Annotated in this window: 14 protein-coding genes; 9 read left to right on the plus strand and 5 right to left on the minus strand. The window is 32.5% G+C overall.

The features are described 5' to 3' along the window. Positions 1-7: 7 nt before the first annotated feature. On the minus strand, positions 8-343 hold the full coding sequence (locus R9X47_RS21825) for a hypothetical protein (RefSeq protein WP_432663192.1): 336 nt from the start codon (positions 341-343) through the stop codon (positions 8-10). Between the two features lie 450 nt (positions 344-793). Between R9X47_RS21825 and R9X47_RS21830 the strand changes: the two genes are divergently transcribed. Beyond that, positions 794-1,126: a helix-turn-helix domain-containing protein gene (locus tag R9X47_RS21830; protein ID WP_432663193.1), complete on the plus strand. Its 333-nt coding sequence runs from the start codon at positions 794-796 to the stop codon at positions 1,124-1,126. Positions 1,127-1,651: 525 nt separating this feature from the next. Here the strand turns inward: R9X47_RS21830 and R9X47_RS21835 are convergent. The 3 genes from R9X47_RS21835 to R9X47_RS21845 form a co-directional block, all read right to left on the minus strand. Next, positions 1,652-1,882: a hypothetical protein gene (locus R9X47_RS21835; RefSeq protein WP_432663194.1), complete on the minus strand. Its 231-nt coding sequence runs from the start codon at positions 1,880-1,882 to the stop codon at positions 1,652-1,654. A gap of 266 nt (positions 1,883-2,148) precedes the next feature. Beyond that, positions 2,149-2,601 carry a CBO0543 family protein gene (locus R9X47_RS21840; RefSeq protein WP_432663195.1) on the minus strand — a complete coding sequence of 151 codons (453 nt, stop codon included), beginning with the start codon at positions 2,599-2,601 and terminating at the stop codon, positions 2,149-2,151. 196 nt (positions 2,602-2,797) lie between these two features. Beyond that, a complete protein-coding gene (locus tag R9X47_RS21845; protein WP_432663196.1) occupies positions 2,798-3,088 on the minus strand; it encodes a sodium ion-translocating decarboxylase subunit beta in 291 nt (96 codons plus the stop codon). A 290-nt stretch (positions 3,089-3,378) separates the two neighbouring features. On the opposite strand from R9X47_RS21845, the gene R9X47_RS21850 reads away from it, so the two are divergent. The 6 genes from R9X47_RS21850 (at position 3,379) to R9X47_RS21875 (ending at position 10,222) form a co-directional block, all read left to right on the plus strand. Beyond that, entirely contained in the window at positions 3,379-3,615 is a 237-nt protein-coding gene (locus R9X47_RS21850) for a hypothetical protein (protein WP_432663197.1), read from the plus strand. 24 nt (positions 3,616-3,639) lie between these two features. Further along, the gene (locus R9X47_RS21855; protein WP_432663198.1) at positions 3,640-4,284 is read left to right on the plus strand and encodes a DUF3179 domain-containing (seleno)protein; all 645 of its coding nucleotides are present in this window, start codon (positions 3,640-3,642) and stop codon (positions 4,282-4,284) included. A 503-nt stretch (positions 4,285-4,787) separates the two neighbouring features. Then, complete coding sequence (locus R9X47_RS21860) at positions 4,788-5,840, plus strand: aminopeptidase (protein WP_432663199.1); 1,053 nt, start codon at positions 4,788-4,790, stop codon at positions 5,838-5,840. Positions 5,841-5,916: 76 nt separating this feature from the next. After that, entirely contained in the window at positions 5,917-6,675 is a 759-nt protein-coding gene (locus R9X47_RS21865; protein ID WP_432663200.1) for an aspartate/glutamate racemase family protein, read from the plus strand. Between the two features lie 22 nt (positions 6,676-6,697). Next, positions 6,698-8,098 carry a dipeptidase PepV gene (gene pepV / locus R9X47_RS21870; protein WP_432663201.1) on the plus strand — a complete coding sequence of 467 codons (1,401 nt, stop codon included), beginning with the start codon at positions 6,698-6,700 and terminating at the stop codon, positions 8,096-8,098. A gap of 321 nt (positions 8,099-8,419) precedes the next feature. Beyond that, on the plus strand, positions 8,420-10,222 hold the full coding sequence (locus tag R9X47_RS21875) for a methyl-accepting chemotaxis protein (RefSeq protein ID WP_432663202.1): 1,803 nt from the start codon (positions 8,420-8,422) through the stop codon (positions 10,220-10,222). Here R9X47_RS21875 and R9X47_RS21880 read toward each other — a convergent pair. Beyond that, the gene (locus tag R9X47_RS21880; RefSeq protein ID WP_432663203.1) at positions 10,190-10,345 is read right to left on the minus strand and encodes a hypothetical protein; all 156 of its coding nucleotides are present in this window, start codon (positions 10,343-10,345) and stop codon (positions 10,190-10,192) included. The two genes, R9X47_RS21875 and R9X47_RS21880, sit on opposite strands and share 33 nt — an antisense overlap. 272 nt (positions 10,346-10,617) lie before the next feature. Between R9X47_RS21880 and R9X47_RS21885 the strand changes: the two genes are divergently transcribed. Further along, entirely contained in the window at positions 10,618-12,420 is a 1,803-nt protein-coding gene (locus R9X47_RS21885; protein WP_432663204.1) for a methyl-accepting chemotaxis protein, read from the plus strand. Positions 12,421-12,837: 417 nt separating this feature from the next. Next, the gene (ftsH, locus tag R9X47_RS21890; protein WP_432663205.1) at positions 12,838-14,664 is read left to right on the plus strand and encodes an ATP-dependent zinc metalloprotease FtsH; all 1,827 of its coding nucleotides are present in this window, start codon (positions 12,838-12,840) and stop codon (positions 14,662-14,664) included. Positions 14,665-14,673: the final 9 nt, after the last annotated feature.

Here is a 14,673-nt window from a genome sequence, read left to right on the forward strand (position 1 = left end):
CTCCATTTTACAATTTTCTTGACTTATTACGCTTATATTCGTTAAATCCATCTAGTTCAGATAAGTAACCAGTTAAATCACTAAAGGCACAAAATATTGAAGTAGACCACAATCCAAAACCCAACGAAACTAGAACCAATTCGCTTTCGGCAATATTGATACTTCCCAATATCTCCTTTTGAAGATGCAATTCTAAAAAACCACTTGCCATTACACATACAAACATAGATTTAATAATCATTGAGATTAAAACATATAAACCTGTATATCTATCCCTAAAACTTTCAAGAAAATTATCTAATTTAACAAAAGGAGTTAATACAAACTTAAGCACTTTTTTCATATATCAACCTCCATACTTTATATTAGGGGAGAGTAGGGCGAACCCTACGCTCCTTATATACCATTAAATTTTTATCTCCCCGTATATTCGATTATCAATGTGCAATGTATCTTTATATCAATTATAGAACATTTGTTTGGTAAATACCGGCAGACTTCCGGCAGTTTTCCGGAGGACTTTCAGCACTGCACTATTGCAACGATTTTTACTTCCCCGGAACTCGTTCCAATAGTCATACTCTTAACCGGGACTAATCTCCTTAACCATTTTGATACAGGCTTTACTGTCTAGTCTCTCCGACTGGCTGGTGCTTGGGATTAGATTTCAAAAATGATATAATGTTACTAAAATATTCGTTATCAAATATCTTAAGTACATTTTATATCCTAAAACGAATAATGTCAAGAAGAAATATTCGTTTTAGAATAATTGTTTTGAAAGGATGTCTATATGAAAAGCATAGGAGAAAGAATAAAACACTTAAGAAAAACTAATAATCTAACACAAAAGGAATTTGCAAAACTAATAAATCTATCTCAAGGCAGGCTTAGCGAATTAGAAAAGGACAAAACAAAACCATCAAGCGAGACACTAATATCAATATATCAGCAATTTAAAATATCTATAAATTGGTTACTAACAGGTGAAAAGATTGAATTAGAATCAACAAATGACGACTTAAAAGAATATATCCAAATAAGCCAAGAACTAAAGGAAAAGGGATATGAACCAAAAGAAATTAAAGAATTAATCAAAGCAATAGAAAAATTTACTAAAAAATAACAACCAATAGGTTGCTATTTTTTTGCTAAAAATTAAGGCATAAAAAATCAACTAAAGGTATCACTAGAAGGAAAAGGTAACGGAAGAATACGAACGTGTGTTCGAATTGACTTCGAATCTAGGCGTCGGGGGTTCGAGTCCCTCAGGGCGTGCCAAACAAAAAACCTTGATTTTTTCAGGGTTTTTAATTTTTTTTGTGGTTTTAAATCCTACAATATTAGGATTTACTTTTCTTGAAACCTGTCGACTCTAAGTTAGAATATTTTATCTTAAATAAGTATGATCAATTCTTAGTCTATGATGAAAATAGAAGATAAGAAAATAGAACCAAATCTGCAAAGTAAGAATAATATATTGACCACCATAAATTGTGATTCATTGATTCTGACAATAACTCTATTATTTCAGTTAAAGTGGATGGGATAGTCCGTAAAAACATGAAATGTATAAACTTTATTGAATTTAAAAATTCCTCAGATATAAAAAGAAGAGGGGAGAAGTGTGATGAATAGCTTGTTTATTTTCCTAGTGCAAATTTAACATGCTATTAAGAATTTGAACTTTGCATATGATCCAGTCAATTACAAGCAATGTTGTAGTAACCAATATCAGAATGTCAAGTGATATCAATGCTTTAGTTAACCTTCTATTTCTAAGTATATTAATTGCAGCTATGTCTACGTATTTTACCACATACATTGTAATGACGCTAAGCAAAATTCCAATAATCAGATTTTGGAGAGAGATAATTGTCATTTATATTATCCTCCTTTCCATAGGGAATAGGTTTCATGTTTTATTATATATATAGAAACTATATAACCCATGGCTACCACCCCCTAAGTTTGAAATTTTTAATTGCTTAGTGTGAATGACTGATACCTGTGGTAAAATATCCCCTCTATAGTATCATAATACAAAATATCAATTTTTTTAAAAAAAGTAAATAGAATCATGATTTTTTATTTACTTATATGATACTATTAAAGACTTTTTGTGTCAATATTATATTTTATCTTAAATTAAGTATGCTTAACTCTTAGTCTATGATGAAGATAGAAGATAAAAAATAAAACCCAATCAGCAAAGTAAGAATAATATAATGACCACCATAGATCATGCTTCATTGATTCTAGCCATAATGCTATCATTTCAATTAAAATGGATGGGATAGTCCATAAAAAAATATGTACTCCTATAGTAATAAATGTTTTTCTTTTCGGTAGTGTTTGAAGAAATAGATATGTAACGACAAAGTAAACCCCAAATTCATCTAGATATAGTCTCATACACTTTTGAAAGTCTGTACTTCCGGGGTACGACCACAAAGGGTAATAATGAATTAGTAAATCTGTTACAAAGCCTAAGATTATAGCCAAATAGCATGTAGGAGAAAAAGTAAAAAACTTTTTTTTATCAGCAAAAATAATAAAGACTAACCAAGATATCAAAAATAGTGTTATGGAAAATTTCATATTTATCAAGTCCTCCTTGGGGAAAGTAAACAAAATAAATTAATGAGATTTACTACAATCTCTATATAGTATTTGTAAAGTTTAAAGAATTACTATAGTTATTGTTTATTTTTTGCCAAAATTATTAAAGCCCATTTCTACTAAAGAAAATGGGCCTATAAGTGAGGTTCTTGATTGTATTTTTATAATACTAGTATCATTTACTTAAATATTTTTTCAAAGGAAAGTATAGTAATAGTGTAATTATAAAAAGAATACAGAAAATTGTAATGCCTAGTGATGGTACTCGTGACGCGAGATAGATAGCTGTGGGACCATCAGCTCCACCTATTATGCCTATACTGGCAGACGAATCTTCAAAGGATGATAGAAGGGAAGCAACAAAAATAAACTTAAGTAATTTTAAAAGAAGTAGAAAAGATATAAAAACCCCTAAGCATGAACAAAAATGTTTCTTGAAACTCCAATTCTTAAAAAAATCTTTCATATAAATTCTCCCCCGATTTATGAATAAATTATATCACAAAACATACTTCTCTTTAACATCTACAAGACTAGGAAAAAGATATAGAGAGATTCCAGTCAAAACTTTAATTTACACACATCAAAAATCCCTAGAAACATTGGATATTTTGATATGTATAAATTAAGATTTACTTGGAACTCTCTATACATAAAAGAATAAAAAGAGGGTATATAAGAAGTAAGAATAAAAAGATAGCAAAATGAACGGTTAAAATATTAACTTCAATGATACTTTTGAGAGGCGGTGCTTATATGAATTTCGATGAAAGTAAAGCTATGCTCAAGAAAAAATCTTTGTTTAAATCCTTTAATGTCAAATCCTTTGTTAATGTAGAAGAGCTATTGAAAGCAAGAGAAATTGATAAAAATGACGGAATATTGATCTTTAAGATGAAGGACAAATATTATGGATTTAAAACCATTCAAATGCATTATCATCATATTGCTCAAGGGAGAATCGAAAATGAACCCTTTATGGTATCTTTCTGAGGGGTTTGTAATACAGGAGTTAGGATGACTCCTATTGTAGATGGTGAGGTATTAAAGTTTGAGCCAACAGGGGTATACAATGGACTTTTGCTTCTATCGGATACAAAAACAAGGTCTTTTTGGAATCATATAACCGGTGAGTGTGTTTATGGTCATTATAAAGGACGGACTCTTGAGATAAATAATTTACTTCATACAACCTTGGAGGCTGCACTAGAAGATTACGATAATATAAAAATAGCCATATCTAAGCAGCCTATCCATGTGAAAATTATAAATTCACTTATGAAGTTTATTCAAAACATAAATAAAGACTTTATGCCTCCGTCCTTTAAGAATACTATGGAAGAAGAAGATAACAGGTTAGATAGGATGGATACAGGTCTTGGAATATGGAATGAAAATAAATCAAAGTTTTATAGATATGAGGATATTGAAAATAACGACAGTGTAATTGTTGATGAATTTGATGGGAAAAAGATTATTATATATATTGATAAAACCTCTAGTATGCCTGTTTGTAGATATATAATAGGAGAAGTATATAAATGGGAGAATAAAGAGATAAGACTATTAGATGGTAAGATATTGGATGAAATGCCTATGCAGCTTTTGACAAGATGGTATGGCTTTTCACTTACTTTCAAGAATTGTGAGATATACAGATAACAAATTAGTGCCTAAATACTCGAATTACTAATAAATAGAATGGACCGATTACTCTAATGAAAAGGGAATCAAGACTAGTTACGATCAAGCTTTAGATTTATAGGTAGGTCATAAGCCAACCGTTAGAAAATATACTAGGATACATGTTATTGCTAGGCAGTTTACTAATTTTTATGAGGAGCCGGAAAAATACAGTTATAAAGAGAAAGTATGATAGATATTGGAGTTATTGAAAGAAAAAACTATGATTTTATTATATGAAAAGACATTCTTAGCTTATGGTTAAGAATGTCTTTTCATATATAGCTTTTATATCTTCTGCCTGCCATTTGATATAAACAGAACTTATTCTCCTACTCTTATAATTTATATAAAATTTTCACTCTTATTTTGAATTTATCACAATGAAAGGAACTTATAAATTTGATATATTTTTGTTAGTAGGAAAGAAAATTCAGAAAATTAATCTGTTTTATATTATAAAAATTTTAAGGGGGATTAGTATGCCGAAAGTATACGAATATGAACTAGCTAAGGTTGCAAAGAAAATGATTGAAGATATGTTTCAAGTGAAACCGGGAGAGACGGTAGCAATAACAGCAGATTCAGGAACGAACGAGGAGATAGTGGATGCATTAGCTAAAGCAGCCTATGCCGTAGGAGGAAAACCTTTAGTAATGTGGGTTGCAAGACCAAGGGGCGAAGGACAGGAAGCTATGCCGGATCTGCCTGCAGCAGCACTCACAGGGGCACTATGTGAAGTTGATGTATGGATAGAAATACAAAGTAGATTTATGCTGTATTCAGATGTATTTGAAACAGCCTTTGAAAAGAATAAAAAATTGAGATATGTAATTGTTTATGACGCTACAATAGAACAGCTCAAAATGCTAGTAGGCGATGTGAATATTCCATTACTTGGTAAATTATTAAGAGGAGTTAGAGATTTAGTTACGGATGCAAAAACTATTAGAGTTAAGAATGCAAGAGGAACGGATGTAACCTTTGAAATGGATCCAAAGCATTTGATTGATATGGACGATGGAATCTATAATGTGCCTAAATTCGGAACGCTACCAGGATATGTAAATGTTGTACCGAGATTTGAAACAATGGAAGGAACAATAGTGTTTGATGAATTGATGGGAATGGGAATTCTCAAGGATGACAGGGTAGAATTTACTATGAAGGAGGGAAAGATAGTAGAATTCAAGGGAGGCAAAAAAGCTGAGGAAATGAAGGCACATGTAGAAAGCTTTGATGACCCTAATATGTTCAAAATATCACATATGATGATTTCATTAAATCCAGGTGTAAGAAGCCTAACAGGAAGTGTAGTTACAGATGAAAGAATATGGGGCGGCGTTGACTTTGGATTTGGTCATACAAGTCCAATGGATGCACCTCCTAACGGTCAACCTGCAAAATCACACTTCGACGGTATTCTTGAAAAGACTTCGATTTGGTTTGATGACGTTCAGATAACAGACAATGGAGTGGTATGCCACCCAGAGATTAAAGGATTTGCAGAAGAATTGCTTGCTGAAATGGAGTAAATCAGGTTTTAATTTACTAACAAGCATTGATAAAGAAATAGGAGGGATAACCTCCTATTTTTTGGAGGTTTATACTATGAAGATAGCATATATTGACCCAGTTAGACCGGACAGTGCTTTTTACTTTATTGCGAAAGAGCTTAAAAGATTTGCTGGAAGGGATACTGAAATAAAGTATTTTCATCTAGACAGAGGCACTGATCATCTTGAATATAGATATTATGAAGCCTTAATTATTCCTGATGTACTTCATCTGCTTATGGATCTTGAAAATGAAGGATATGATGCAGCGATTATAGGTTGTTTTTATGATCCAGGAATTGAAGCTGCTAGAGAGGTTCTAAAGAAAATGTGTGTAGTTGGTGTGGCGGAAGCTTCGCTTAAGATAGCTAATACATTAGGAGAGAAAGTTACTATTTTAGCAGGCCGTGAAAAGCATATACCGATAATAATGGAAGGCTTAAGAGCTAAAGTGTTAGATGGAAAAATTACATCAATAAAAAACCTTGGATTTAAGGTGGATGAGTTACAGGATAGTCAAAACAATTTAAGTAGGATTATGGAAGAAAGGGCTATAGAGGCTGTTAAAGAGGACATGGCAGAAGTCATTGTTCTAGGATGTACTATGGAAATAGGTCATTATGAGGAGTTACAGAATAAGCTTAATGTACCTGTTATTGATCCTGCAATTGCAGGTTTAAAATATGCTGAGTTTCTTGTAGAGATTAGAAATAGTTGTAAATGGTATACATCCAAAATATTTGCCTATGAAGCACCGCCAGAGGAAGAAATCAAATCTTTAGACCTAAGAAAACAATTTGGATTTTCACTGTAAAATAAAGTGAGGAGGAGATACATTGAATTTTGATGCTATTATAGATGGCTATAAAGACGAAATGATAGATAAGATTACTGAGATAGTTAAGATAAGAAGTGTTGAGGGTGAGGCTAAGGAAGGTATGCCCTTTGGAAAAGAAGTTGATGAGGCATTTAAGTATGCTCTAAATCTTTCTCAGGAGCTAGGATTTGAAATTAAGAATGTAGATGGATATGGCGGACATGCCGAATACGGTGAGGGCGATGAATTGGTCGGAGTATTGGTTCATCTTGATATTGTTCCAGAAGGAAATGGGTGGAGTAGTTCACCATTTGATGTGACGATTAAAGACGGGAAAATGTACGGAAGAGGTGTTAGCGATAATAAAGGACCTGCCATTGCATCTCTATATGCATTAAAGGCTTTAAAGGAATCTGGAGTACAAATCAATAAAAAAATAAGAATCATTTTTGGACTAAATGAAGAGACGCGTTGGCAAGGTTTGGATTATTATTTTAAGAAGGAAAAATCACCTGATATGGCCTTCGTACCTGATGCAGATTTTCCAATTATATATGCAGAAAAAGGAATATTAGATTTTTTTATTAGTAAGGAATTTAAGGTAGATGATTCTCAGAAAATTAGAGTTACAAGTCTAGATGGTGGAAATGCAATGAATTCAGTCCCTGACATATGTGAGGCCGTTCTAAAGATAGATGAAGAAGATCTAAGCAACTTAATGGATAGAATTAATGACATCATAGAAAAAAACAACTTTGATATCATATGGACAGAAAGTAAAGGAGATTTGCATATAAAATCTAGTGGTACTGGTGCCCATGGAAGTATGCCAGAGTCTGGTTTTAATGCGATTTCTCAGATGGTGTGTTTTTTAAGTGAAATATTAGATAAAGATAATGCTATCTATGATTTTGTGAAATTTTACAAAGATAAAATAGGAATGGAATACAATGGGCAATCTCTTGGATGTGACTATGATGATGATGTTACAGGAAAGCTGACCTTAAATGTAGGTACAATAGAGCTAGAAGAAAATGAAGTGAAAATTGGTGTGGATGTTAGATACCCTGTAAAAATAGATAAGGATTTAGTAATAGAGAAGCTTGAGAGTGCAGTGAACGAGTTTAAGGGAAAGCTTATTATTGATGATATTTTACTCCCTAAGTATATCCCCCTTGACTCCCCCCTTGCTCAAACACTTCTTGAAACCTATAGAGAATGCACAGGAGACTATGAAAGTCAGCCAATGACAATGGGTGGTGCTACCTATGCAAGAGTTACAGAAAATGCTGTAGCATTTGGTGGCTTATTCCCTGGAAGAAAGGAAACAGCCCATCAAAATGATGAATATATTCATGTTGTGGATTTAATTAAAATGACAAAAATATTTGCCAAAGCAATGTATAAGTTAACGAAGTAACCACTTGATGAAATAGCAAAATCAGCTAAGAAATATCATGGTGAAGAATTCGCTGATAAATGCATAAAAGACTTTAAAGATAAAGAATTTATAAATATATATCAGCAAATAAGCATATAGTGCTCTAAATTAATGTTAGGTACTACTCCCAAGTAAATATAAATAGGCAAAAAAATCCCACTACATTAAGATTGTAGTGAGATTTTTTTATTAAATATAATTAAGAATTTAACAAATTGATATTGAAGGATAATTGATGAAAAATGTCGAAATATATACTTGGATGAAAAATATTGGAAAAATGTTGGGGGGAATTAGTTGATGAAATTATCAAAAAACAAAATGGGTATCAAGAACAAGGTTTTGATTAGTTTGATTGGACTGAGTATTGTATTATCTGTTATTCTGATGTTTATTTCAAATCTTATGATTGATAGGGTAAAAAATCAAGTAATTACCAAAATGGATAATCAACTGAGACAAGACTATGATGTTATGGTAAAGTCTGAGGTTGAAATTGTAGTAAGTATGCTTGGGAAAATAAATGAAAAGGTTCAAAAAGGGGAAATATCTTTAAAAGAAGGAAAAAAATTAGGAGCCGACTTAATTAGAGACTTAAGATATGGTGAAAATAATTCTGGATATTTTTGGGCAGACACATCTAAGGGGATTAATGTAGTTCTTCTTGGAAAGAAAGATGTTGAAGGGAAAAGTAGGATAGATCTTCAGGATACTAAAGGATCTTATATTGTGAAAGAAATAATTGCTAATGGTATGAAAACAGGTGGAGGTTATACGGACTATTGGTTTCCTAGAGCCGGTGAGACAGAGTCTTCACCTAAGAGATCTTATAGCTTATATTTCAAACCATTTGATTGGATTATAGGCACGGGTTCATACATAGATGATATAGATCATATTATAGATACAGAGAAGGAAAATATAGAATTAAGTAAAAGAAAAATCCTTATAACTATGATTATGTGGGGAGCTATATGTTTAGTAATAGCGGGAGTTATAGCATTGTATATTGGGAAAAAAATAGCAAACCCAATAGTAAAACTGACAAATCTTATTGATAAAACTGCTAAATTTGATTTGATCTATGACGACTCTTTTCAATCATTATCCCAAAATGGTGATGAAACAGGAGTAATGGCTAAACAAGTATACGAAATGCGAGAATCTTTAAGAAAAATCGTTGAGAACATAAAGGTTCAATCAGAAAATCTATTAAGTGATTCATCTTATTTATCTCAAAATACTAATGAAACGGCATTATCTATTGATGAAGTGGCTAGAGCCATAGAGGAGTTAGCAAGTGGTTCCACAAATCAAGCTGAGGAGGCTAGCAATAGCACATTAAAACTAGGGCATCTAAATGAAAAAATAGATGATTTAATTAAAAGTACTAATTTAATAAGTAATTACACAGATAGAACAAATGAAGTGAATAGAAAATCCTTGGCCACAATGGAAGAGCTACAAAGAAGTTTTAAGGCAAATAATGAAATGACAGAAGAAATTAGCAAAAATATTGGTAGTCTTTCAGCAAAGTCTAGCGATATAGGACAGATAGTTAGTGTTATACAGTCTATAGCAGAACAGACAAATCTTTTGGCCTTAAATGCCGCTATTGAAGCAGCTAGAGCAGGAGATGCTGGCAAGGGATTTGCTGTAGTAGCTGAAGAAGTTAGAAAACTTGCAGAAGAAACGGCTAATTCTACCCAGAAAATTGAAGATATAACTACGGAAATACAACAAGAAGTTGAAAATGTTAATCATACTATGGATGAAACTAGGGTTGTGGTACAAAACGCTGATAAAGCAGCAACTGAAGTAGAGAAGGTATTTAGAGAAACTACAGAGTCTATTGAGAAAATTACAGAACAATTAGAGCATTTAGTTGGGAATATAGATATGGTAAACCAATACAAGGAAGATGTTACTTTCTCAATACAAAATATTGCTTCAGTTATTCAGCAGTCTTCAGCTTCTACAGAAGAGGTATCCGCCTCGGTAGAAGAACAATCGGCTACTATACAAGAAGTTGCTGATATGGCTGAAAAACTAAAAGTTATAGCGAATGATTTAGAGGATAAGATTAAGGTCTTTAAAGTCTAAATAGATAAAATAAAGAAATCCCATTACTATAAAAAGTATTGGGATTTCTTTGCTTCCGTAGCAATCCATATAATAATAGGGATAAGTTATTCCTTGTTTATCAGAAAGAACTTCTTTATTCATTATTTTTCCTCCATTAGTATAATAAAGTAGTTCTTGTCTTTTTAAAAATAAATCTTCTAGATTTAGGCTATTGTAAGGTTTGAAGTCGAATTATATAGGTAGATATTTTCTTAAACGACACTGTTTATGAAATATTATGGAAAACAGGAAAAAATTTGTAGGGAGGATAATACAATGAAATGTCGAAATTTATCTTTTAGCACAACTATTTTTTGGGTATTATTAAAAAAATAGTAATGCTAGTACAAACTTTAAAAAGGAGGAATTATTTGGTGGAATCAGCAAAACTTAAATGGAGTATTAAAAACAAGATTTTCATTAGTTTGATTGGACTTAGCATCGTATTGTCAATTATCCTCATGTTTGTTTCAAACCTTATGATCGATAGGGTGAAAGATCAAGTAGTTAGTAAAATGGATAATCAGTTGAGGCAAGATTACGATGTGATGGTAAAATCTGAGGTTGAAATCGTAGTAAGTATGCTTGAGGAAATAAACAATAAAGTTAAGAAAGGTGAAATTTCCTTAAGGGAAGGAAAAAAATTAGGAGCTGATTTAGTTAGAGAATTAAGATATGGAGAAGGTGATAGTGGTTATTTTTGGGTAGATACATCTAAGGGAATTAATGTAGTTATGATGGGAAAGAAAGATGTTGAAGGAAAAAATAGACTGGATCTTCAGGATACTAAAGGGACTTATATTATAAAAGAACTTATTGCTAATGCTAAGAAGCAAGGTGGAGGATATACAGATTATTGGTTTCCTAAGCCCGGTGAAACAGAGCCAGCACCTAAGAGAGGGTACAGTTTGTACTTTGAGCCATTTGATTGGGTTATAGGTACAGGTTCATACATAGATGATATAGACCTTATCATCGATACTGAGAAGGAAAATATAGAGCTTAATAAAAGAAAAATCCTTATAACTATGATTATATGGGGGACTATATGTTTAGTAGTAGCAGGACTTATTGCGCTATATATTGGGAAAAAAATATCAAATCCAATCGTAAAACTGACAAATCTAATTGATAAAACTGCTAAATTTGATTTGACCTATGATGATTCCTCAGAGTCACTATTAAAAAATGGTGATGAAACGGGTCTTATGGCTAAGCAAGTACATGAAATGAGAGAATCCTTAAGGGAAATTGTTGGAAATATAAAAAATCAATCAGAGAACTTATTGAGTGATTCATCATATTTATCTCAAAACACTAATGAAACGGCACTATCCATTGATGAAGTGGCTAGAGCTATAGAAGAATTAGCAAGTGGTTCCACAAATCAAGCCGCAGAAGCTAGCGATAGTACATTAAAATTGGGTGATTTAAATGAAAAAATAGACGATTTAATTAAAAGTACTAATTTAATAAGTAATTATACAGATAGAACAAATGAAGTAAATAGAAAATCCTTGTCAACAATGGAAGAGTTGCAAAGAAGCTTTAAAGCAAATAATGAAATGACAGAAGAAATCAGCAAAAATATTGGTAGTCTTTCAGCAAAGTCTAGCGATATAGGACAAATAGTTAGTGTTATACAATCCATAGCAGAACAGACAAACCTTTTGGCTTTAAATGCCGCTATTGAAGCAGCTAGAGCAGGAGATGCAGGTAAAGGATTTGCTGTAGTAGCTGAAGAAGTTAGAAAGCTTGCAGAAGAAACGGCTAATTCTACTCAAAAAATCGAAGATATTACTACTGAAATACAAAATGAAGTTGAAAATGTTAATCACACAATGGATGAAACTAGAGTTGTGGTTCAAAATGCCGATAAGGCAGCAGTTGAAGTAGAAAAGGTATTTAGAGAAACGACAGAGGCTATTGAGAAAATTACAGAACAATTAGAGAGTTTAGCAGGGAACATAGACATGGTAAACCAATATAAGGAAGATGTTACCTTCTCAATACAAAATATTGCTTCAGTTATTCAGCAGTCTTCAGCATCTACAGAAGAGATATCGGCTTCGGTGGAAGAGCAGTCAGCTACTATACAGGAAGTTGCTGATATGGCTGAAAAGCTAAAGGACATAGCAAATGATTTAGGAGATGAGGTTAATACCTTTAAAGTTTAAAAGAGGATAGAATAATATAATCTGACATAAAGGATAGTCTTTAAAAAGCTTTTTTAAGTATAATTCTAGGGTGTTTTAGAATGAAGGAATTTTAGATAATGTAGAAAATTCGTCATTTTGAGACATCCTATGATTATTTTTTGTATTAAAAGGTATAAGTAAAATATGTGTATATAAGTTACGAAAGATCTATTACATTCCGAAGATTTAACATCCTCAGAAACACTGGATGTTAAATCTCCAGAATGTAAGATATTTATCGTATTATATATAGAAAAAAGAAGAATGAGCAATTATAATAGAACTATAAAATATGCCATATTATAGCAGTAAGTAATTGTGAATGCCTTTAGAATTTATTAACTAACATTGCGAATAATAAGTATTAAGAAAGAATAGAAGAAAAGAGGTTTTTATATGGATAATAAAAAGGGATCAGGCAATAAGCGAAATCCTAAACTGATTAGATTCTTAATCTACTATAGCTGTATTACACTAGTAACTATGTTTATATTTAATATTTTTCTAAATCCCCTTAGAACAAACAAGATTAGTTATAGTGAATTTGAGGAGATGGGTAGACAGCAAAAAATTCATGAAGTTCAAATTTCCAGTGAGAAGATTTACTTGACCGTTAAAGAAGAAGGAAAAAAAGAGACCATCTATGTAACAGAGAAAATCGAAGATCCGGATCTAATTAAAAAATTGAATCAATGGGGAGTTAAAACATATGGTGGTGTTCCAGAGACAAGAAGCCCCTTAGCAGAGTTTTTTGTATCGTGGGTACTTCCAATTATGTTCTTCATGTTTATAGGTAGATTGTTAACTGGTAGAATGCAGAAAAGTATGGGAGGCATGGGAAAGAGCACAGCTAAAGAATATAATATTGAAAATAATACCGGGATAACTTTTGGAGACGTTGCAGGCCAAGAAGAAGCGAAAAATTCACTACAGGAAATCGTAGATTATTTACATAACCCTAGAAAATACAAAGAAATTGGAGCAAAACTTCCAAAGGGAGAATTGCTAGTTGGACCTCCGGGAACGGGGAAAACTTTATTAGCTAAGGCCGTTGCAGGAGAAGCTAAGGTTCCATTCTTCTCAATTTCAGGGTCAGAATTTGTACAGATGTTTGTAGGTATGGGCGCAGCAAGGGTTAGAGATTTATTCAATCAAGCCAAGAAAAAAGCTCCCTGCATAATATTTATTGATGAGATTGATGCTATTGGAAAATCGAGGGATACAAGAATATCCGGTGGAAATGATGAAAGGGAACAAACCTTAAATCAGTTACTGACAGAGATGGATGGATTTGATTCTTCAGAGAATCCAGTTATAGTTTTAGCAGCAACCAATAGACCAGAGGTTTTAGATAAGGCTCTTTTAAGACCAGGAAGATTTGATAGAAGGGTTATAGTGAGCAAGCCAGACCTTATGGGAAGAAAGCGAATACTAGAAGTTCATATTAAAAATGTTAAGCTTGCAGAGGATGTTAATTTAGATTCGATAGCTAGAATTACCTCGGGATCATCGGGAGCAGATCTTGCAAATATCGTTAATGAAGCGGCATTAAGAGCTGTGAGAAATGGTAGAAAAGAGGTAACTCAAAGGGATTTAGAAGAGGCTATGGAAGTCGTTTTTGCTGGAGAAGCCAAAAAAGATAGGATAATGTCTCAAAAAGAAAGAGAACTTGTGGCTTATCATGAAGCAGGACATGCCCTTGCAGGAGCACTGCAGAAGAATACTGACCCTGTAGCTAAAATAACGATAGTTCCAACAACTATGGGTGCTTTAGGATATACGCTACAGCTTCCAGCTGAAGAAAAATACTTGGTTTCAAAAGAGGAAATAGAAGAAAGAATAGTTGTTATGCTTGCTGGTAGAGCCGCAGAAGAAGTTAAGTTTGACCAAATTACCACAGGAGCTTCTAATGATATTGAAAAGGCAACTCAGCTTGCGAGAAATATGGTAACAATCTATGGAATGAGTGATAAATTTGATATGATGGGATTAGAAACTGCATCTAATAGGTATATAGATGGTTCACCAATGAAAAATTATGGTACTGAAACCGGTAAGGAAATTGATGAAGAAGTACTATCGATAATCAAGAATTCTCACAAAAAAGCGAAGAAGCTTTTAGTTGATAATATGGCACTTTTAGAAAGAGTATCTGAGTTGCTTCTTGAAAAGGAAACTATCTCAGGCGAAGAGTTCTATAGGATTGTTAATGAAAATAGCTAAACACGGATT

The organism is Wukongibacter baidiensis (assembly GCF_050888315.1).
GTDB lineage: Bacteria > Bacillota > Clostridia > Peptostreptococcales > Caminicellaceae > Wukongibacter > Wukongibacter baidiensis.

Coding starts and splice junctions, on each gene's coding strand:
- R9X47_RS21825 (WP_432663192.1), bottom strand. CDS start 343: ATGAAAAAAGTGCTTAAGTTTGTATTAACTCCTTTTGTTAAATTAGAT.
- R9X47_RS21830 (WP_432663193.1), top strand. CDS start 794: ATGAAAAGCATAGGAGAAAGAATAAAACACTTAAGAAAAACTAATAAT.
- R9X47_RS21835 (WP_432663194.1), bottom strand. CDS start 1,882: ATGACAATTATCTCTCTCCAAAATCTGATTATTGGAATTTTGCTTAGC.
- R9X47_RS21840 (WP_432663195.1), bottom strand. CDS start 2,601: ATGAAATTTTCCATAACACTATTTTTGATATCTTGGTTAGTCTTTATT.
- R9X47_RS21845 (WP_432663196.1), bottom strand. CDS start 3,088: ATGAAAGATTTTTTTAAGAATTGGAGTTTCAAGAAACATTTTTGTTCA.
- R9X47_RS21850 (WP_432663197.1), top strand. CDS start 3,379: ATGAATTTCGATGAAAGTAAAGCTATGCTCAAGAAAAAATCTTTGTTT.
- R9X47_RS21855 (WP_432663198.1), top strand. CDS start 3,640: ATGACTCCTATTGTAGATGGTGAGGTATTAAAGTTTGAGCCAACAGGG.
- R9X47_RS21860 (WP_432663199.1), top strand. CDS start 4,788: ATGCCGAAAGTATACGAATATGAACTAGCTAAGGTTGCAAAGAAAATG.
- R9X47_RS21865 (WP_432663200.1), top strand. CDS start 5,917: ATGAAGATAGCATATATTGACCCAGTTAGACCGGACAGTGCTTTTTAC.
- R9X47_RS21875 (WP_432663202.1), top strand. CDS start 8,420: ATGAAATTATCAAAAAACAAAATGGGTATCAAGAACAAGGTTTTGATT.
- R9X47_RS21880 (WP_432663203.1), bottom strand. CDS start 10,345: ATGAATAAAGAAGTTCTTTCTGATAAACAAGGAATAACTTATCCCTAT.
- ftsH (WP_432663205.1), top strand. CDS start 12,838: ATGGATAATAAAAAGGGATCAGGCAATAAGCGAAATCCTAAACTGATT.